General features: G+C 46.7%; 15 protein-coding genes. 12 read left to right on the top strand and 3 right to left on the bottom strand.

Annotation, left to right across the window (positions count from 1 at the left end):
• Positions 1 to 18 precede the first annotated feature (18 nt).
• The gene (locus tag ACFQZR_RS20210; RefSeq protein ID WP_379349258.1) at positions 19 to 2,184 is read right to left on the bottom strand and encodes a glycoside hydrolase family 3 N-terminal domain-containing protein; all 2,166 of its coding nucleotides are present in this window, start codon (positions 2,182 to 2,184) and stop codon (positions 19 to 21) included.
• A gap of 314 nt (positions 2,185 to 2,498) precedes the next feature.
• Here ACFQZR_RS20210 and ACFQZR_RS20215 point away from each other — a divergent pair, with 314 nt between their 5' ends.
• From ACFQZR_RS20215 to ACFQZR_RS20240, 6 genes are all read left to right on the top strand, one after another.
• Positions 2,499 to 3,761, top strand: coding sequence for a sugar ABC transporter substrate-binding protein (locus ACFQZR_RS20215; RefSeq protein WP_379349260.1), 1,263 nt, complete (start codon positions 2,499 to 2,501; stop codon positions 3,759 to 3,761).
• A gap of 96 nt (positions 3,762 to 3,857) precedes the next feature.
• The gene (locus tag ACFQZR_RS20220) at positions 3,858 to 4,745 is read left to right on the top strand and encodes a carbohydrate ABC transporter permease (RefSeq protein WP_379349262.1); all 888 of its coding nucleotides are present in this window, start codon (positions 3,858 to 3,860) and stop codon (positions 4,743 to 4,745) included.
• An 18-nt stretch (positions 4,746 to 4,763) separates the two neighbouring features.
• On the top strand, positions 4,764 to 5,591 hold the full coding sequence (locus ACFQZR_RS20225) for a carbohydrate ABC transporter permease (RefSeq protein ID WP_379349265.1): 828 nt from the start codon (positions 4,764 to 4,766) through the stop codon (positions 5,589 to 5,591).
• 240 nt (positions 5,592 to 5,831) lie between these two features.
• Positions 5,832 to 8,234: a nitrite reductase large subunit NirB gene (nirB, locus tag ACFQZR_RS20230; protein ID WP_379349267.1), complete on the top strand. Its 2,403-nt coding sequence runs from the start codon at positions 5,832 to 5,834 to the stop codon at positions 8,232 to 8,234.
• A 14-nt stretch (positions 8,235 to 8,248) separates the two neighbouring features.
• Positions 8,249 to 8,569, top strand: a complete 321-nt coding sequence (gene nirD, locus ACFQZR_RS20235) for a nitrite reductase small subunit NirD (protein WP_018758565.1) — start codon at positions 8,249 to 8,251, stop codon at positions 8,567 to 8,569.
• 3 nt (positions 8,570 to 8,572) lie between these two features.
• Entirely contained in the window at positions 8,573 to 9,337 is a 765-nt protein-coding gene (locus ACFQZR_RS20240; protein ID WP_379349270.1) for a formate/nitrite transporter family protein, read from the top strand.
• Positions 9,338 to 9,843: 506 nt separating this feature from the next.
• Here the strand turns inward: ACFQZR_RS20240 and ACFQZR_RS20245 are convergent.
• Complete coding sequence (locus tag ACFQZR_RS20245; RefSeq protein ID WP_379349272.1) at positions 9,844 to 11,478, bottom strand: response regulator; 1,635 nt, start codon at positions 11,476 to 11,478, stop codon at positions 9,844 to 9,846.
• Positions 11,471 to 13,279, bottom strand: a complete 1,809-nt coding sequence (locus ACFQZR_RS20250) for a sensor histidine kinase (protein ID WP_379349274.1) — start codon at positions 13,277 to 13,279, stop codon at positions 11,471 to 11,473. The genes ACFQZR_RS20245 and ACFQZR_RS20250 overlap by 8 nt, the downstream gene beginning before the upstream one ends.
• Before the next feature lie 182 nt (positions 13,280 to 13,461).
• Here ACFQZR_RS20250 and ACFQZR_RS20255 point away from each other — a divergent pair, with 182 nt between their 5' ends.
• The 6 genes from ACFQZR_RS20255 (at position 13,462) to ACFQZR_RS20280 (ending at position 20,062) form a co-directional block, all read left to right on the top strand.
• A complete protein-coding gene (locus ACFQZR_RS20255) occupies positions 13,462 to 14,400 on the top strand; it encodes an ABC transporter permease (RefSeq protein WP_018758569.1) in 939 nt (312 codons plus the stop codon).
• A gap of 166 nt (positions 14,401 to 14,566) precedes the next feature.
• Positions 14,567 to 15,430: a carbohydrate ABC transporter permease gene (locus tag ACFQZR_RS20260; protein ID WP_379349456.1), complete on the top strand. Its 864-nt coding sequence runs from the start codon at positions 14,567 to 14,569 to the stop codon at positions 15,428 to 15,430.
• A gap of 47 nt (positions 15,431 to 15,477) precedes the next feature.
• Entirely contained in the window at positions 15,478 to 16,971 is a 1,494-nt protein-coding gene (locus ACFQZR_RS20265) for an ABC transporter substrate-binding protein (protein WP_379349277.1), read from the top strand.
• A 233-nt stretch (positions 16,972 to 17,204) separates the two neighbouring features.
• Positions 17,205 to 18,263 carry a Delta(5) desaturase DesA gene (gene desA, locus ACFQZR_RS20270; protein ID WP_379349279.1) on the top strand — a complete coding sequence of 353 codons (1,059 nt, stop codon included), beginning with the start codon at positions 17,205 to 17,207 and terminating at the stop codon, positions 18,261 to 18,263.
• A gap of 66 nt (positions 18,264 to 18,329) precedes the next feature.
• On the top strand, positions 18,330 to 19,466 hold the full coding sequence (locus ACFQZR_RS20275) for a sensor histidine kinase (protein ID WP_018758573.1): 1,137 nt from the start codon (positions 18,330 to 18,332) through the stop codon (positions 19,464 to 19,466).
• Entirely contained in the window at positions 19,463 to 20,062 is a 600-nt protein-coding gene (locus ACFQZR_RS20280; RefSeq protein ID WP_379349281.1) for a response regulator, read from the top strand. The genes ACFQZR_RS20275 and ACFQZR_RS20280 overlap by 4 nt, the downstream gene beginning before the upstream one ends.
• Positions 20,063 to 20,167: the final 105 nt, after the last annotated feature.

Consider the following 20,167-nt stretch of genomic DNA (forward strand, 5'->3'; position numbering starts at 1 on the left):
TTTTTCCACTCGCCTTCCTTACTTCGTTAAAGTGAATTTTAGTTCGGCAACGTCTCGACTGTTGCCGCCGATAAAGGCGAAGAAGTCACCGGAATCGCTATTAAATTCTAAGTTAGAATGATGATAGCGAAGCTGTTCTTCCGCTAATGTAAAGGTAACTTCTTGACTTTCTCCCGGCTCTAGTAAGATTCTGCTGAATGCTTTCAATTCTTTAACTGGACGTACTACTTCTCCGGATAGGTCACGAACATACAATTGGACAAGCTCTTCACCGGTCCGATCTCCCGTGTTGGTGACAAGTACCTTAATGGTCAAAGGCTGTTCCATGGTAATCGTTGATGAAGAAAGGGTTGCGTTGCTATATTCAAAGGTTGTATAGCTAAGACCAAATCCGAAAGGTAATAACGGTTCATTAGGCATGTCCAAGTACTGCGATACATAACGTATTTGTGCATCCGGTGCACCTTGTGGACGGCCTGTATTGAAATGATTGTAGTAGACAGGCACTTGACCCAATGCATATGGGAATGACATGGTTAACCGAGCTGTTGGATTCTGTCTGCCATATAATAAATCAGCAATGGCTGCTCCGCCTTCGGTTCCTGGATACCAAGCTTCAAGCAGGGCGTCCACTTGGTCGTAGACTCCGTGTAAGTCTAGGGGGCGACCGTTAAAAAGAACCGCAACCATGGGCTTATTCAACGACTTTAATGCGGTGATCAGTTCTAGCTGAACCTTAGGTAGAGTAATGTCTCCACGGCAACCAGCCTCGCCGCTCATATCGGAATGTTCACCTAAAGCGAGCACAATGACATCGGCATCTTGTGCGGTGACTAATGCTTCTGCCAATTGAGCTTCCGTCATCGTCTCGATTGCGCAACCTTGTGCGGTCTTGATATGCGTAGAGCCTACGAGATCAACCATACCGGTATACAACTGAACAGCTTCTTCTTTAGATCCCAACCAAGACCATGGGCCAAGAATATCTCCACTTTGAGAGAACGGACCAATCAAAGCGACTTTTTGCTCTTCTTTTAAAGGTAAAACGTTGTCATTCTTCAATAACACAGAAGATTTAGCGGCTGCATCTCGAGCAGCTTGACGATGTGCTTCGGATAAGATGAGTTTTTCTTCAAGCTCGATGCTTGCGCCACGATACGGATTATCGAACAGACCTAATTTGTGCTTCAGTGTCAAAATACGCAGGACGGCTTCATCAATGAGTGATTCATTAACTTGGCCGTTTTCAATCCATGCTTTTAGATGATTTTCATAGCAAAGCGTCATCATTTCAATATCAACACCAGCTTGGATCGCTTTATAAGCTGCTTCTGCTTCATTCACAGCAATGCCGTGAGGAATCATCTCTTTAACTGCGCCCCAATCGGAAATTAAGACACCGTCAAATCCCCATTCGTCTCGAAGCAGGTCCCTCATTAAACGGCGATTTCCAGAAGCCGGAATTCCATCGACCGTATTAAATGCGGTCATTACCATCTCGCAGCCTTCATCTAACGCAGCACGGTAGGCGGGGAGGTAATATTCACGCATTTGGCGTTCGGACATATCCACCGTATTGTAGTCACGACCGCCTTCTGCTGCACCGTAAGCGGCAAAGTGTTTCACACAAGCTGCTACACGAGAATGATCATCAGTTAAATCCGTTCCTTGGAAACCTCTTACGAAGGCTCGTGCAAATTCACTATTAAGGAATGGATCTTCTCCGGTAGATTCCATGACTCTCCCCCAACGTGGATCACGTACGAGGTCGACCATTGGTGCGAACGTAACGTGTACACCAGCGACTGAAGCCTCTTTGGCGGCTATTGCTGCGGTGTTCTCCGCCATATCCATATCCCAGGAGCAGCCGATCGCAAGAGGGACAGGAAAGATCGTTTTGTACCCATGAACAATGTCTGCCATGAATAATAGTGGAATACCTAGTCGATTATTTTTTAAATGGGCCTCTTGTACTTGAATGACTTCTTTAGCTCCTGTCAAACCTAATACTGAACCCGAATTTCGAACCGAATCATCTGAAACTCCCATAGCTGCCATAGGTCCTGTTATTTCGCCTTGGCTTTCTGAGCCTTCAAAAAATGGACCCGCTAACTGAAGTAGCTGACTGATTTTTTCTTCTATAGTCATTTGGCTTATTAATGAAATTAACTGTTGTTCCGACATATGTTTTCCTCCATTTTGTTAAGCCTCAAAAGCGATGTTCAAGGACATCCGAATATTATAGAAACGTTTCTATTATCACACAAAAACCATTATAAACACCTTTAATAGCGACGTCAACCTAGGTTTCTATAACTTTTTAAAGTGGAGAATCGTTTTGAATATCACGAATTATTCCACTTGTATACGATTACAGTATGTTATATAATGACTATCGAAACGTTTTAAATTAGTTGGTTGATCGATTTTGATGCGGAGTAGTAAACTAAATTGAAACGTTTCGCAAATTACTATCATGATTAGAGAGGAAGTTAAATATGCGTAAAAAAACAGCAGCAACCGTACTAGCATCTACTTTACTTGTTATGGGTATCCTTTCAGGATGCGGGTCAAAATCAGCAGAAACAACAGATAACTCCGGCAATAAAGTAACAACAATTAGTGTATGGGGGATGGGGGAGGAAGCGAAGTCACTTCCCAAAATGGCTGAACTTTTCGAAGCAGAGAATCCAAACATTAAAGTTGAAGTACAAGCGCTACCGTGGGATTCAGCACACGACAAATTGCTAACAGCTGTTGCATCAAAAAAAGGTCCTGACGTTGTACAAATGGGTACAACTTGGATTCCAGAATTTGCGAACGCAAAAGCATTGATGGATTTAACTCCGTATTTAGATAAATATCCTGGATTGAAACAAGACAACTTCTACCCTGGATCAGTTCAAACTGGAACATTTGAAGGTGCTTATGTAGGCGTACCTTGGTACATCGATACACGCGTTCTTTACTACCGTACAGATTTACTCAAAGAAGTTGGATACGATCAAGCACCAAAAACTTGGGCAGAAATGCAAGATGCAGCGAAGAAACTTGCTGATCGCGGTCAAGGAAAATACGGTTTCGCCCTTGACGTTAAAGAACAATCTCTTTCCTTTATGTTAGCTCGCCAAAATGGTTCTGAATTGTTCGATGCAGCAGGTAAACCATTATTTAACCAACCGGCTTTCGTAGATACTGTGAAATATATGAATAGCTTCGTTGAGAATGGCTCTGCTCCAGTGGATCTGGGTATTGATGCGATTCAAGGCTTCCGTGGGGATGGTGTTGCACCAATGTTTATCAGCGGACCTTGGATGGTTCAATTGATTAAAGATCAAGCGCCTGATATTGATGGTAAGTGGGCAACAGCGGTATTGCCAGCGGGTAAAGATAACAACTTCTCCTCTCTTGGTGGATCGAACATGTCTGTATTCCAATACACAGAGAATGCAGAAGCATCAGTGAAATTCGTTGAGTTCATGGCGAAACCTGAAACACAATTGAAATGGATGGAGTTAACTAAATCCCTTCCTTCTTCAAAAGAAGCTTGGAACAACCCAGTTCTTCAAGAAGATGCGAATTATAAAGTATTTGGTGAACAATTAAAAACGGCGGTTCCAATGCCTTCTACAAAACAATTTGAAGAAATTGCCCAAAGCTTTTTGAGTAGCTTTGAAAAAGTGTACCGTACAAAAGGTGCTGACGTACAAAAGGAAATGGACGATTTCAACAAGAAAGCTGAATCGATTATTAATAAGTAATAAGAATATAGACCAATGAAGCTAACCGGCTACAATAGCCGGTTAGCTCTCTCATTATTTGTTTACAGGAACCTGAGTAAAGGAAGTGACTAGGGTATGAAAGGTTTCACCTCGAGGAAGGCACCATATTTTTTCATTGCGCCAGCGATCATATTGCTCCTTGTGTTTTCATTATTGCCAATCTTCGTGGCTCTGTTCATTAGTTTTACGAATATGGACTTGGCTGGATTAGCAGACTATTCAAATTTGAGCTTTATTGGCTTTAAAAACTACATCAATGTGCTTTCGGACCCCGTTTTTTTAAAAGCCATTTTTAATACATTGTTTTACGTTATTATTGGGGTTCCTCTCGTTATTGTAACTTCACTTGGTGTGGCTTTATTGATTAACTTAGGTACTTCTAAAATCTTCAAAGTGTTTCGTGTTGTCTATTATTTGCCTTCTGTTACGAACGTTGTAGCGGTAGCGGTAGTCTGGACTTATTTGTACAACCCTGCATTTGGTCTGTTCAATTACATTCTAGAATCTATGAATTTATCTGCAATTCCGTGGTTGACCGATCCTACAGTAGCCAAATTATCATTGATTCTTATGGCACTCTGGAGAGCGGTAGGTTTAAATATGATCATTTTCATTGCTGCATTGCAAGGTATTCCGAAGTCTTATTATGAAGCTGCGCAATTGGATGGTGCCAATACGTGGCAACAAGTTACGAAAATTACGATTCCGATGCTGCGCTTTGCGATTTTCTTCGTATCGATTACGACGATGATCGGATGGCTTCAGTTCTTCGAAGAACCGTTCATTATGACCAAGGGTGGACCACTAGATGGCACGATGTCAGCTGCATTGTTTATTTATAAAAATGGTTTCCAATTGAGTAACTTTGGATATGCTGCGGCTGGATCATTTATTTTATTCATCGCTGTCATCGCGGTAACGTTGGTTCAATATAGAGTGCAAGCGAAAGAATCAGATTATTAAAAGAGTGGAGGTGAACCGATGAAAGGTGCAAATAAAGATAAATTATTTCAATGGGTGGCCGGGATTGTATTAACAATTGGAGGTATTATGTTTGTGCTTCCTTTTATTTGGATGATCTTATCATCCTTTAAGATGGAAAGTGAAGTTATTCTGATTCCACCAACATTGTGGCCGAAAGATTTTACTTTGGATAACTACACCAATTTATTTCAAAATATGAACTTTGCCGTGTATTTGAAAAATACAATGATCATCGTTCTTTTCTCATTCTTTGGAATGTTCTTAAATGCGATGGCTGGTTTTGGTTTTGCCAAGTACGATTTTAAGGGGAAAGAAAGTACATTCCTTATGGTATTGGCAACAATGATGATTCCAAGCCAAGTAACGATGATCCCGGTTTATTTGATCTTAAACAAAATGAATTTGACCGACACGATGCTGGGGATTGTATTACCTAGTCTCGTGGGGGCGTTCGGAATTTTCTTGTTCCGTCAGTTTATGACGACCATTCCAGATGAAATATTGGAAGCGACACGACTCGATGGAGCTAGTGAGTTCAGAATTTTCATGCAGATTATTATTCCGTGTTCGAAGCCAATTCTTGCTGTACAGGCCATTCTTGCCTTTATCGGTGGTTGGAACAGCTTCCTATGGCCGTTAATCATGGCAAATAATGAAAGATTATATACCTTGTCCGTCGGTCTCTCATTACTGAAAAGTCAGTATGGCGGGAATTTTGCCCTGCAGATGGCGGGCGCAACCTTCATGGTTATGCCAGTTATTATCATCTTTATTATTTTCCAGAAAAATATTATTGAGAATTACACGACTTCCAGTTCGAAATAATGTGAGAACTGAAGCGTGTTTATGAAACCTTCCTTTACAGATAGATGTAACAAAAAGAGCTGTTCCGACGTAGCGACTGATACGTGTGGAACAGCTTTTTGGTATTTTTCTGAGGCGTTTTTCCATTAATTTCACAAAATTTCCTTAAAAAATGTGCGTAGAATCACACTGTATTGTGTGAAAATAGTTATAATTTAAGTATGTTAATTTTTTCACAAAGTGGTGATGGAGGCGTGTTCAATGAAAAAAAAGTTGGTCATGATCGGCAATGGGATGGCGGGCGCACGTTGTATTGAAGAGATTCTAAAAAGAGATGCTGACATGTTCGACATCACCATGATTGGAGATGAGCCGTATCCGAACTATAACCGGATTATGCTGTCGAATGTCTTACAAGGCAAAACAACATTTAGCAAGATTAATATAAATGATTGGAATTGGTACACGGAGAACCACATTCAGCTGATCTCCAATGAGCGAGTAACCGAAATTCAGCGAGAGCAGCAGCAAGTCGTTACGAATCAAGGGAAGGTCATTCCTTACGACGAGTTGATTATTGCGACAGGGTCGAGCGCGTTCATTCTGCCTGTACCAGGGCATGAGCTGGAAGGTGTCGTCGGTTTCCGTACGATTGAAGATACAGAGCGGATGATGGATGCTGCGAAACAATACAAAAAAGCCGTCGTTATTGGTGGTGGCTTACTCGGACTAGAAGCGGCACGCGGTCTAATTGATCGTGGGATGGACGTACATGTCGTTCATTTGCTGCCGAATTTGATGGAGATGCAGCTCGATCGTGAAGCAGCGAAGCTGCTCCAGAAGGACCTCGAGAAGCAAGGTATGAAGTTCCTGATGGAGAAGAAGACGACGGAAATCTATGGCGATCAGCGGGTTGAAGGACTTAGATTCGATGACGGCACAAGTGTCGAATGTGATCTTGTCGTGATGGCGGTAGGGATCAGACCGAATGCTGCGATTGGGCGGGAAGCTGGGCTTGCTGTAGGTCGCGCGATTCAAGTGAATGATTACATGCAAACCTCAGACCCACAGATTTATGCGGTTGGCGAATGTGCTGAGCATCGTGGGATCGCTTATGGGCTCGTCGCACCACTGTATGAACAAGGGATTGTACTCGCGGATGTTCTAACAGGCAAAGAGACGGCTGGATACCAAGGTAGCGTTCTCTCAACACAGCTGAAGGTGGCCGGGTGTGATCTGTTCTCAGGTGGCGAAATCCATGAGAGCGATGATACGAAGGCGATTGTGGTGCAGGACCAATTGAAGGGTGTCTATAAAAAAGTGCTCGTCCGTGACAATAAAGTAGTCGGTGTCGTGCTCTATGGCGATGCATCGGACGGTACGCGGTTGTTCAGCATGCTGAAGAAAGAAGCCGATATTCAAGAGTATACGAGTGCATCGGTTCTTCACAAAGCCGGGGAAGAGTCGGGGATCGACGTAGCATCGATGAGTGCCAATGAGACGGTATGCGGATGTAACGGGGTTACCAAAGGCACAATTGTAGGAGCTATTCTGGAGCATGGATTAAGTACCTTCAACGAAGTGAAAGCCGTGACCAAAGCAGGCGGATCTTGTGGTAAATGCCGCGGGGTCGTGGAAGCGATTCTTGCTCATACCTTGGGCGACAAATTCGACGCATCGGCGGAAGTCACCGGCATGTGCAGTTGTACGACATTATCTCGCGATGAGGTGGTTGAAGCGATTCGTGAGAAAGGGATGCATACGCCAAAAGAAGTCCGTATCGTGCTCGGCTTCAAGCATGAAGAGGGCTGTTCGAAATGTCGTCCAGCGTTGAACTACTATTTGCGCATGCTGCGTCCGGATGAATATGAAGATGACAAAGCCTCCCGATTCGTCAACGAACGGATGGACGGCAATATCCAGAATGATGGTACGTTCTCGGTGGTTCCGCGGATGTACGGAGGGACGACGACACCGGAAGACTTGATTCGTATTGGTGAAGTGGCGAAGAAGTACAATGTGCCGCTCGTGAAAATCACGGGTGCGGCCCGTGTAGGACTCTTTGGAATCAAGAAAGAGGATGTGCCGAAGGTATGGGCTGAGCTCGAAATGCGTTCTGGTTACGCCTACTCCAAGTCGCTGCGCAATGTGAAAACTTGTGTTGGTTCGCAATTCTGCCGATTCGGTACGCAAGATTCACTCGGACTCGGCATTCGCTTGGAGCAAGAGATCGAGATGGTCGATACACCGCACAAGATGAAAATGGGTGTTACGGGTTGTCCGCGGAACTGTGCCGAAGTGTTAACGAAGGATTTCGGTGTCGTCTGTGTGGAGAACGGATACCAGTTGTATTTTGGCGGAAATGGCGGGACGGAAGTCCGGGAATGCGATAGCTTGACGACGGTAACGACGGAAGATGAAGTGGTGCAAATGGCGAAAGCCTACGTTCAATTGTATCGGGAGACGGGGATTTATGGAGAGCGTACTGCCCCTTGGGTTGACCGCGTTGGCGTAGACAAAGTACGTATGGTCCTCGAGAATCAGGATCAGGTCGAGAAGCTAGCTGCTAGATTTGAACTCGCCCGAGACACGTACCGTGAGGCATGGAGTGCAACGCTTGAAGATGAACAACGCCGGAATATGTACACCATTGAACAACGATAGAAGGGATGATCGCGATGAGTACAACGATGAATATGATCAAAGTTATCAAGCTCGAAGATCTTGCGATACAGATAGGCAAAGAAGTGCATGTGAAGGAGAAGTCGATTGCCATCTTTCGTCTATCGAATGGTGATGTCCGTGCGGTGAGCAACCGTTGTCCGCATAAGAATGGTCCGCTTGCCGAAGGGATCGTCTCCGGGGAATTCGTGTTCTGTCCGCTGCATGACTGGAAAATCTCGCTTGTCACAGGTGAAGTCCAGAAGCCGGATGATGGATGCATTGAAGTATATCCGACGGAAATTCGCGACGGTTACGTGTATCTAGGGGGGCTGTGATAGATGAAGGAACTCATTAACGTTATTAACAATGCAGGCGTGAGTAAAGTCGCATTGCTGAAGCGCAGCAAGGGGAAGTACTTGACTTCCTCGATGCTCGCAGGATTGTTCGTAGGTCTTGGCATCATTCTCATCTTCACGATTGGCGGGCTGTTATCGCCGGCGCATGTGCCGAGCACGAAGATTATTATGGGGATCTCCTTCGGCATTGCCTTGAGTCTTGTCATCATGGCGGGCGGTGAATTGTTCACGGGCAATAACTTCATCCTCACGGTCAGTACGTTAGAGAAGAAGACCACTTGGCTTGAGACAATGAAAATATGGTTCTATAGCTATATCGGTAACTTCGCAGGATCCATGCTCGTGGCAGCGATCTTCGTTGGTACAGGGCTTGCAACGGGTGGCGTTGCTGATTTCATCAACACGGTAGCGGGAGCCAAAATGAATGCACCGTTCCTCGAGTTGTTCATGCGCGGCATCTTGTGTAATACGCTCGTCTGTCTGGCGATCTGGTGCTCGATGAAATTGAAAGAAGAGACAGCCAAGCTCATCATGATCTTCTGGTGTCTGTTCGCCTTCATTACATCAGGCTTCGAACATAGTGTAGCGAATATGACATTGTTATCGATTTCGTTATTTATTCCGCATCCGGAGACAGTATCGTGGGCGGGTATGGCGGCGAACCTCGTTCCTGTTACGCTAGGGAATATCGTCGGCGGCATGCTGTTCGTGGGCATTGCATATTGGTATATTGCACGGGAAAAATAGAAGTAGGGCTGTACAGAGAGGCAATCCGGTGATGGATCCTCTGTGCGGCCCTTTTTTTGTTTGGTGGATGCTGCGGTTCACTGTGCGGATGGATGGTAGTAGTAGCTGTAGCCCGTCGTCTGAACTACTTCTATCCTGGATTCTTGCACTAACTTTGGATTAAATTCGCTCGAAGTGGCACCTATCCTGTATATTTGCACGGTAGAGTAGGGTTTTGAGCTCAAATGGTATAAATTCGAGTCTCTACGATGCGAGGATCCATGATAGAGCACGATAGTGAGCTCTGATGGATCACTATCATGCAGAGATCCAACATAGGCGTCATAGGGACAGGAGTGGGGGAGATGTATTTCAAAATACTTAATTAGTGGAGGAGAAGAGTTGTATGTTCCGCATACTTTCGTTCATCCATATCGCTCGACTACACCGCAATCCGCGCCGCGCCACATGCCAACGCCTGCAACGAACATCTGCACCCGCATCGCCCCACACCAGAGTCCGCCGCATCACACCTGCGTCTCACTCACACTCCCTTGCTCCGATCCAGCGCCGCCCCGATGGCCTCGGTAAGCCGTTGGCGACATGCCCGTGTACTTCTTGAACATCTTGTAGAAGTACCCCGGCTCCAAGTACCCGGCGCTGCGTGAAATATCGCTCGTCTTCATGTTGGTCGTCTTTAGCAGCTTCTGCGCTTTCTTAATGCGAAAGGCGTTCAGATAATCCGAGAAGCTCTCTCCCGTTTCCTTCTGGAACAGCTGCCCGAGATAGAAGGGGTGGATATGCAGCGTATGGCTCAACGTCTTGAGCGACAGCTCCTCTGCATAATTCGTCTGAATCTGGTTCAGGACCTGCTTCACGACGGAGCTAAATTCGTCGTCCTCGGTCGACAGGTAGTCGATGGCCGAATCCGCGATGAACTTGACATGCGCCGTCAGCTGACCAATCGTATGCGCGCGGAACAGGGCTGTGAACAGCTGCTTATAGCCGCTCGTCGCCAACTCATGATTCAGTTTATTGTCTCGCACGACCTGCTTCGTACATAGGATCAGTTCCACAGCACGATTATGAATATGTGCCGGCGTAATGGAAGCAGTCGATTGCAGCTCTTGGAACAGTTTATCGATATAGGCATGAACAGCCGACTTGTCTTTACCGAGCAGGAGGCGCTCATATTCGAAGGCATCCATCGAAGGCAGTTCCAGCTCCTCATCGACCGCAACGATATGATCGTAAGAGATAATGGCATTATCCGTATTCGTAAGGAAATATTCCTGCAGCCGTTTGGCATGCGCATAGCTCTGGGGCATATCCAGATAGCTCAGCTCCATGCTGCCAAGCGTGATAAATACATGCATGCCAAGCCGCTGCTTCAATTCCAATCGAATCTGCTCTAGCAAGGGCAGTGTCGCCGATAGACCTGCCTCTGCGCTTGCGCCAGTAATCAGAATAATCGTGTCGCCATCATTATCGCAGTAACTATAGCTGCCCTCCATCTTACGCGAGAGCGTCTGGCAGATGCGATAAGCTTCGCTATTCTGCTGTTCTTCCCATATCGAGGCATCGCTGCCATTCTCTGCAGCGGAATCCTGTACCATCTTCACCGTTGCAGCGGCATAGAAGGGGCGATCCACCGGGATCTCCAGGAACTCTAACCGATTCCGCAGTTCCGCGGGGTCGATATTCCCTGTAGCCCAACGCGCCATCACATTGTCACGCAAGATATCCAGTTGGTTCTGCACGATGGAGGCTTGCCGATCGGCTTGCTCGAGCTTTTGAACCGTGCTCATAACCGTCTCCGTCAACTCCTTGATGTTCACCGGTTTGAGCAGATAATTCTCAATCCCAAGGCGCATCCCTTCCTTGACGTAGCTGAATTCGTTATACCCGCTGAGTACGATGAACTTCATATGCGGATAGAGCGGCTTCAGCCGCTCGATCAATGCCAAGCCGTTCATATCGCGCATCATGATGTCGGTGATCAGAATATCCACCTCTGATCCCAAATGCTGCAGCGCTTCAAAGGCTTCTGAACCGTCATAAGCTTTGCCTGCCAAATGAAGGCCGAACTCTTCCCAGTCGATCACCGTTGTTAGACCTTGCAGAATGAATGGCTCATCATCAACGATAAATACTTTACGCATATAGTTCTCCTCCTTGGCTTGCTGGTATTTTCATCGTAACCATCGTGCCTTGCCCCGGAACAGACTCCACGCTAAGCCCATACGCAGGACCGAAGCAAATTTTAATCCGTTCATGGGTATTCATCAGTCCGATCGATTGACTTGCTGCATCGTCTGACACCTCGGTATTCAGCTTCTGCCTTATGAACTCCAGCTTCTCTGGCGTTATGCCACTGCCATTATCCTTGATCGTAATGACCAGCACATCTTCTTCGAGCACGGCCTGAATCCAGATCCGATTATCCGTGCGAGACATAATCAGTCCGTGCACAATGTAATTCTCAATGATGGGTTGGATGGATAATTTCAACACTCGAAGGCTCATGAGCTCCGGCTCGATATCGATTTCATACGAGAAGTTCTGCATGTAGCGAATGCGGAACAAGTCCAGGTAAAGGCTGCAATATTCGATCTCATTTTCGAGCGGGGCGATGGTATCGCGCCGAACGGAATACCGGAACAGCGTGGACAGAATATAGATCATTTCCCCGACGTCTTCGGCTTGGTAGGAGAGGGCCCGCATCCGAATTGCTTCTAGGGTGTTATAGAGGAAATGCGGCTTAATTTGCGCTTGAAAAGCGACTAGTTCTGCCTGCTTCTGCCGAATCTCCGAGACGTAGACACGGTCGATATAGCGAGTCAAATCTTCACACATATGGTTGAACCGATCTGCGATCTGGAAGAGCTCATCTTCCTTCTCCATCGTGATCCGCACCGATAAATCCCCATTCCTTAGCTTCTCCATCGCACGTACAACGGTCCTCGTACGCCTTGAGAAATTGACGATCGTAAAGTACGTGAGCGCCATCGCAGCCACGATGACGAGACTGGTTACGAGCAGCAGCGTATTCCGAAGGCCGACCATGCTCGCCGACATCTCGCTTTTCGGAATCACCCCGACAATCCAATACCCGAATCGGTTCGTCGTCTGCACGTTCACATAAGACGGTTCCTCGAATTGCTGGATGGATGCAGGTGCATTTAGCTGTGACAGGTATGGATATTTGGCGCCGTAGTATCGGTTCGAGGAATCGAATACAACGTTGCCACTTGGCGTTAAGACGAGCACATAACCTTTCATTTCGCTCCAATTGTTCTGAAACGCACGGTAGATGCCATCGGAGTTATAGTCGATAATGAGATTCCCGTCGGTCTCAAGCGTCGTCAAATTTGTAATGTTGCTAATGGTCGTGATGCTTTTGGGCGTAATGACATATTGATTCAGCATCGTTTGAAAATCGCTGTTCACTTGGTAATAATTTTGATTATCCTTCGTGAGAAGCAAGGTGAATTTCTTCTTGGAGCTGTAGAGTCCGATGGTCCGAATGTCGGAGAACGTATTTAATTGGATGCGGAGAAAAGATAATACGTCTAGCCGCCGAATGCCGGTATCGCTAAACCGTGTCAGACGGTCATTCAAATAGTCCGAGAAGTTATTCTTCAGAAAAGACAACGCATCATCCAGCAGGGTGGAGGAGCCATCTTGATAAATTTGCTGAATGATCTGCTGCGAAGCTGCATGGCGTGTATCGAAGTAGCTGCCGATGCTCGACAGCACATGGTTGTTCGAATCGAGCTCCTTCTTAATTTGATTATTGCTGAAATACGTAAAGACGAAGACGGATAGCGTCGCCAGCGACACGATGGTGATGAGGGAGTAGATCATCAAGATTTTATTGAACAACTTTTGTTTGAAATGCTTCTGGTAGAAATCGATCATCAAACGCATTGCTGTCGTACCCCTTTTTGTATACGCTTTCATGAAGAAGAATTCCTTCCTCTTAATATTCAGGAATCCCATCACTTATTGTACTGTCTTCGGAAAAAGAAAGGAATATGATCTTTGTTTTATCCACCTCGACTTTTGATTTGTTCACTTTAGATAGCGCTTACATTGCTGTAAAGTTAGGCATATCAACAAATGACGAGCTGAGGGGGGACAACATGAAAGGTTTATTGCGCTGGCTGAAGTTGGTTGGCCGTAACAAAGCTTTGCTCCTAATGGTGCTGCCGGGGTTCGTATGGTTTCTGCTCTTTTGTTACTTGCCGATGCCGGGAGCGTTAATTGCATTTAAGGACTATCAGTTCAGCCGAGATGGATTCTTAGCCAGTATGATCGAGAGCAAATGGGTCGGATTCAAAAATTTCGAGTACCTATTCAAGACGGAAGACGCTTATCTCATCGTGCGGAACACGCTGCTCTATAACGCAGCCTTTATCATTCTCGGGACACTCTTCGCCGTGCTTGTCGCGATTGTCATTAGTGAGATTGCGAATAAGAAGCTGGCCAAAATTTATCAGACGGGCATGTTCCTGCCGCATTTTCTATCGTGGGTTATCGTGAGTTATTTCGTATTCAGCTTTCTGAGCGTGGATAAAGGGGTGTTGAACCAGTTCTTAACCTGGATCGGCGCAGATCCGGAATTCTGGTATACGGAGACCAAATTCTGGCCTTATATTCTGATCATCGTGAACTTGTGGAAGGGTGTCGGGTACGGCAGTGTCATCTATTTGGCGGCGATCGTCGGGATCGACAAATCGTATTTCGAAGCGGCGATGATCGATGGAGCTAGCAAATGGCAGCAAATTCGCAACATTACGATTCCAATGATTACACCGATTATCGTAATTATGTTCATCCTTGCGGTAGGGGGAATTTTCCGGGCAGACTTCGGGCTCTTCTACCAAGTACCACGCGATACCGGCGCACTTTACTCAGTTACGAATGTCATTGACACGTTCGTCTATCGCGGACTTAAGGTAACGGGCAATATCGGAATGAGTACCGCGGCCGGATTGTATCAATCTGTTGTTGGCTTCATTCTTGTCCTGGTCACGAACTTTATCGTACGAAAAATCAATAAAGAACAAGCGTTATTCTAAATGGCCATGGTCATCCCGTGATTTATGGACCGACATCTTTAGCGAGAGGGGGAACTCCATTTTGGAAAATAGAACCGTCATCGATTCACACCCATCATCGAATAAACCGAGTGCACCGCGAAAGAAGCTGCGGAACATTCATCATCTGTCGCCTTTCTGGAATGCCATGGCGCATCTCGGGATTGGATTATTTTCACTAGCATGTGTCTATCCGTTCTTGTTCGTTGTCGTGCTGTCCTTCACGGATGAGACGGCATTAGCGAAGAATGGATATTCCATTATTCCGGAGAAGTGGTCCGTCGATGCTTATACCTACCTGTTCAAAACAGGTGATCAGCTGCTGCGATCCTACGGGGTTACGTTATTCATCACCGTCGTGGGGACGCTACTCACACTCGTGATCGTATCCCTGTATGCTTATGCGATATCCCGAAGCTATTTTCATTTCCGAGGATTTTTCTCCTTCATCGCCTTCTTCACAATGCTGTTCGGGGGCGGACTTGTGCCGTCATATATCGTCGTGACGCAAGTGCTGCATTTGAAGGATACCATGTGGGCGCTAATTCTCCCGATGTGTGTCAGTGCGTTCTCGATCCTCATCATGAGGACCTTCTTCAAGACCATGGTTCCTGACGCCATTATCGAATCGGGCAAAATTGACGGTGCAGGCGAGTTCCGCGTTTTCCTATACCTGGTACTGCCGATTTCGTTGCCGGGCCTAGCTACCATTGGGCTGTTCGCCGCCTTAGGTTATTGGAACGACTGGTTTAATGCACTGCTCTATATTGACGATGCGAGATTGCTTCCGCTGCAATCCTTGCTCATGAAGGTGGAGACGAACATACAGTTCATTCTCCAGAATGCGGGGGTTGGCGGTGCGGCTGATCGAACGGATATGGTCAGAACGTTACCGGCCGAGACGACACGGATGGCGATGGTTGTGCTGGCTACCGTTCCTATTATTTTCGCGTATCCATTCTTCCAGCGTTATTTCGTGCAAGGCTTGACGATTGGCGCAGTGAAGGAATGATTACGAAGATAGATGCTAAGATTCTTATAAAAGGGAGGAAGACAGAGATGAGAAAAAGTGTACTACTCGTATTAACCTTCATCATGCTTGCTTCAATCGCACTCGCAGGCTGCTCTAGCGGCAGCAATGACACAAAGTCCAGTGAGGGCACGAAGGACACAGGAACGACAGATACACAGGTTACGCCAGAGAAGAAAGAAGATCCAGTCACGCTATTATGGTATACAATTGGTGGACCGCAGAAAGACCAAGATAAAGTACTGACTGAGGTTAACAAATATTTGCAAGAGAAAATCAACGTGAAGCTGGACATGAAAGTCATCGATTGGGGCGACTATTCGCAGAAAATGCAAGTCATCGCCGCTTCGGGTGAGCCGTTCGATATCGCGTTCACGAGCTCATGGGCATTCAACTATGTAGAGGGAGCAAGAAAAGGCTATTTCTTGGAGTTGGATGACCTGATCAACCAACATGGCCAAGGCATCAAGGAAGTGCTGAACCCTGCGTTCCTCGAAGGTTCCAAGGTCAATGGTCATAACTATGCGATTCCGACGAATAAAGAGCTTCCAGCGCAAGCGGTATGGCGGTTCAATAAGAACCTCGTCGACAAATACAAGCTGGACATCACAAAGGCAACGACACTGGAGAGTCTTGCGCCAATGCTGAAAGCTGTCAAAGAGGGCGAACCGGATGTGTATCCGATTCCATCGAACATTGGTATGTTCCTTCCGTTTGATTTTGCATTAGAAGGCATTCCGGTTGGGGTGCCAATGAATACAACAGATTTCAAGATGGTGAATATTTGGGAGTCTGCGGAAGCGAAGCAAGTCTTCAAAACGATGCGCGAGTATTACCAAGCGGGCTATTTGCCGCCAGATGTCGCAACCAAGCAAGGTAATGATTTCGAGAAAACGGGCAAATGGCTCGTGGATAAGCAGCACACCGTACCGTTCGCCGACATTCAATGGACAGAAAGTATGAAGTATCCGATCGTCTCGACACCAATGCATGAGCCGCTCGTATTTAACTGGTCTGTAACGGGTTCAATGCAGGCGATTTCGTCCAAAACCAAATATCCGCAGCAAGCGATGGAGTTCTTGAACTTGCTGAATACGGATAAATATCTGCGCAACTTAATCAACAACGGGATTGAAGGCGTGCACTACAAACGATTGACGGAAGATACGTACGAGCCGATTCCGGATTCCGGTTACAGCATGCCGTCCTTTACGCTCGGCAACATGTTCCTGCTCGATAAGCTGAAGGCTGACCCGGCAGACAAGTGGGAGCAATACAAGAAATTCAATGATTCCGCGAAAAATGCACCGTTGCTCGGATTCCAATTCGACCCAACGAATGTCATGACAGAAATCGCGAACGTGAAGAATGCGGTCGATGAATTCGGTCCATCCTTCAACACAGGATCCGTGGATCCAGAGAAGATGCTGCCAAAAGCGATTGAGAAGCTGAAGGCGCAAGGCATCGACAAGATCATTGCAGAAGCACAGAAGCAGCTTGACGCTTGGCGCGCAAGCAAATAAGACGATCATCAGCAGGCCTTCTGCTGCGAGGGAAACAATAACCTTCGCGGCAGGAGGCTTTTATCATCTTATCTGGGCACAATTGGGAAATAGGCCCCCGTTTATATGATATTTGTCATACTCGTCACCTGACGTTCATGACTACTCGGCCAACACGACATTTTCTATAATGAAGATAGAATAGACCTGCTGGGTAGGTTCTCCCATGCGTGAATTGAGGAGGAAATGACACGATGACACATTCCCATGTCGCCCATTTGAAGAAAGAAATGATTCCCTATGAGAAGAGCAATATCAAGACGAGTATGAAGCAGATTTTAAATACGATTTTACCTTTAGTCCTGCTATGGATCGCGGCTTATGCCAGCCTGTCCGTATCGTACTGGCTCACGCTGCCGATCGCGATCGTCGCATCGGGCTTTGTCATTCGGACGTTTATTATTTTTCATGACTGTTGTCATCAATCCTTCTTCAAGAGCCGTCGTGCAAATGATATCCTCGGCACGATTACAGGCGTTCTGACGCTGGTCCCGTATCAGCAATGGAAGAACAGCCATTCCATCCATCATGCGACGAGCAGTAACCTCGATAAACGGGGCGTCGGCGATATGTGGGTGATGACGGTGGATGAATATGTGGCAGCACCGCTGATGCAGCGCATTGCTTATCGATTCTATCGCAATCCGATTGTTATGCTCGGTCTCGGACCGATTTTTATATTTGTATTGACCTACCGTTTCAACCGTAAGGGCGCGAAGCGCAAGGAACGAATGAACACGTACCTGACGAATGTCCTTATCGTAGCATTATACGCATTGCTGTGCTGGGTGATTGGTTGGCAGGCATTCCTCTTGGTTCAGGTTCCGATTATTTTCGTATCTGGTATGCTCGGGATTTGGTTATTCTATGTGCAGCATCAATTCGAAGACTCGTATTTCGAGCATGAAGACGAGTGGAGTTATGTACTAGCGGCTGTAGAGGGGAGCTCGTATTATAAGCTGCCGAAGCTGCTGCAGTGGATGACGGGCAACATTGGCTTCCATCATGTACACCATTTGAGCCCGAAGGTGCCGAATTACCTGCTGGAGCAAGCGCACAATGATACGCCGCCATTACAGCATGCAACGACGATTACGCTTCGTACGAGCTTGCAGTCACTGCGGTTCCGTCTGTGGGATGAGGAGCGCAAGACATTCGTAAGCTTCAAGCAGATCAAGCATTTGCTGAAGAATCCAGCTCGTGAAGCTGTGAAACCGGCTAATAGTCGTCGTCCAAGTGTTCAAGGCAAATAACTACGCCGCCATCGTTTGTGATAAGATACTTATAACGTATCTCGTGAACCTTAGGGAGGAGCAGCCTTGCAGAAATGGTATCAAATTTTTCACCGGAGTACGGGGCTTAGCCCTTATGTATGGGTCGTCTTTTACATTCTCCCGTTCTACTTCATATTCCGCTCCTCGTCTCCGTATGAGGTGGCGATCGGTATTATTATGATCATGGCCTTTTTTGGCTGCTATGTGCTGTCCTTTGTCTCCAAAGGATGGCTTGTCTATTTCTGGACGTCAATCCAGATTCTGATTTCGGTTACGATGACAGTGCTGTTCGGTTATGTATACTTTGGGTTGTTCCTGGCGTTCTTCATCGGGAATATTCATCATCGGGCCGGCTTTATTACACTCTATACGATCCACCTCATTACGACGCTTGTGACGATTAACTATGGATTTGCAACGAAAAATCCGATCATGATCACGCAAATTCCGTTCGTCTTGGTTAGTCTGATCGCTGTCATTCTCTTGCCTGTAACGACGTATTTCCGGAACAAGAGAGAGTTGCTCGAAGTTCAGCTGGAGGACGCCAACAAGCGGATCTCGGAGCTGGTGAAGCTGGAAGAGCGTCAACGGATTGCGCGGGATTTGCATGATACGCTAGGGCAGAAACTCTCATTAATTGGATTAAAGAGTGATCTGGCGGGAAAACTGATCGACAAAGACCCGGCAGGTGCACACGCCGAGATTCAAGACGTACGGCAGACGGCGAGACATGCGCTCAAGGAAGTGCGGGAAATGGTGACGCAAATGCGCGGGACGAGTCTCGAGGATGAGATGTTCCGCGTAAAGCAAATTCTGAAGGCGGCCTTCATTGAATGTCATGTTGAAGGGGACCTGAAACTCACCAATACATCACTCCTTGTTGAAAATGTGATCAGCATGTGCCTCAAGGAAGCCGTGACGAATGTAGTCAAGCATAGCAGCGCGACGCTCTGCAGTATTTGCATCATTCCTTCGCGAACGGAGCTCACGGTAAAAGTCATGGACAATGGCGTGGGGCTAACGAATGAAGCGATGTGCAAGCGAGGCAATGGACTGCGCGGTATGAAGGAACGGCTTGAATTCGTGAACGGCAGTATGGAGATTCGTTCTGAATCCGGGACGACCCTGATCATTCGCGTTCCGAATATCGTGAATCAACCGGAGAAGGAGGTGGTCGTATGATTCGAATTGTGATCGCAGAGGATCAGCGGATGTTGCTCGGCGCACTCGCTTCATTGCTCGATTTGGAAGAGGACATGGAAGTAGTCGGGCAGGCGAGCAATGGCGAAGATGCCGTGAAGCTGGCTCACCAATATCGGCCGGATATCGTCGTGATGGATATTGAGATGCCGGGCAAGAACGGACTCGAAGCGGCAGAAGAGCTCAAAGGCAGCGGCTGTAAAGTCATGATCTTGACCACCTTCGCGAGATCGGGGTATTTCGAACGGGCGATTAAGGCAGGAGCGCACGGTTACTTGTTGAAGGACAGCCCGAGCGAAGAGTTGGCAGATTCCATTCGCAGCATTATGGCAGGTCGTCGGATCTACGCATCGGAGCTCGTCGATGACGCGTATGGCGAGGAGAACCCACTGACGCAGCGGGAGAAGGAAGTGCTCGGCTTAATCGCGGACGGGAAGAATACGAAAGAAATCGCGACCCAGTTGTACATTACGCAAGGAACGGTACGTAACTATATATCCGTCATTCTCGATAAGCTGCAGGTAACGAATCGGATCGAAGCGATCACGCGGTTCAAAGAGAAGGGCTGGTTCAAATGAGAGGAGCAGGCATTATGCCTGCTTTTTTTGTATAAATGAACAGGATTTCAACAGAGATTGGAACTATTTAATATGATGAAATAGTTTAATAATCTTGTAACAATT

Origin of the sequence: Paenibacillus sp. GCM10027629 (assembly GCF_042676425.1) — a bacterium.
GTDB lineage: Bacteria > Bacillota > Bacilli > Paenibacillales > Paenibacillaceae > Paenibacillus_K > Paenibacillus_K terrigena.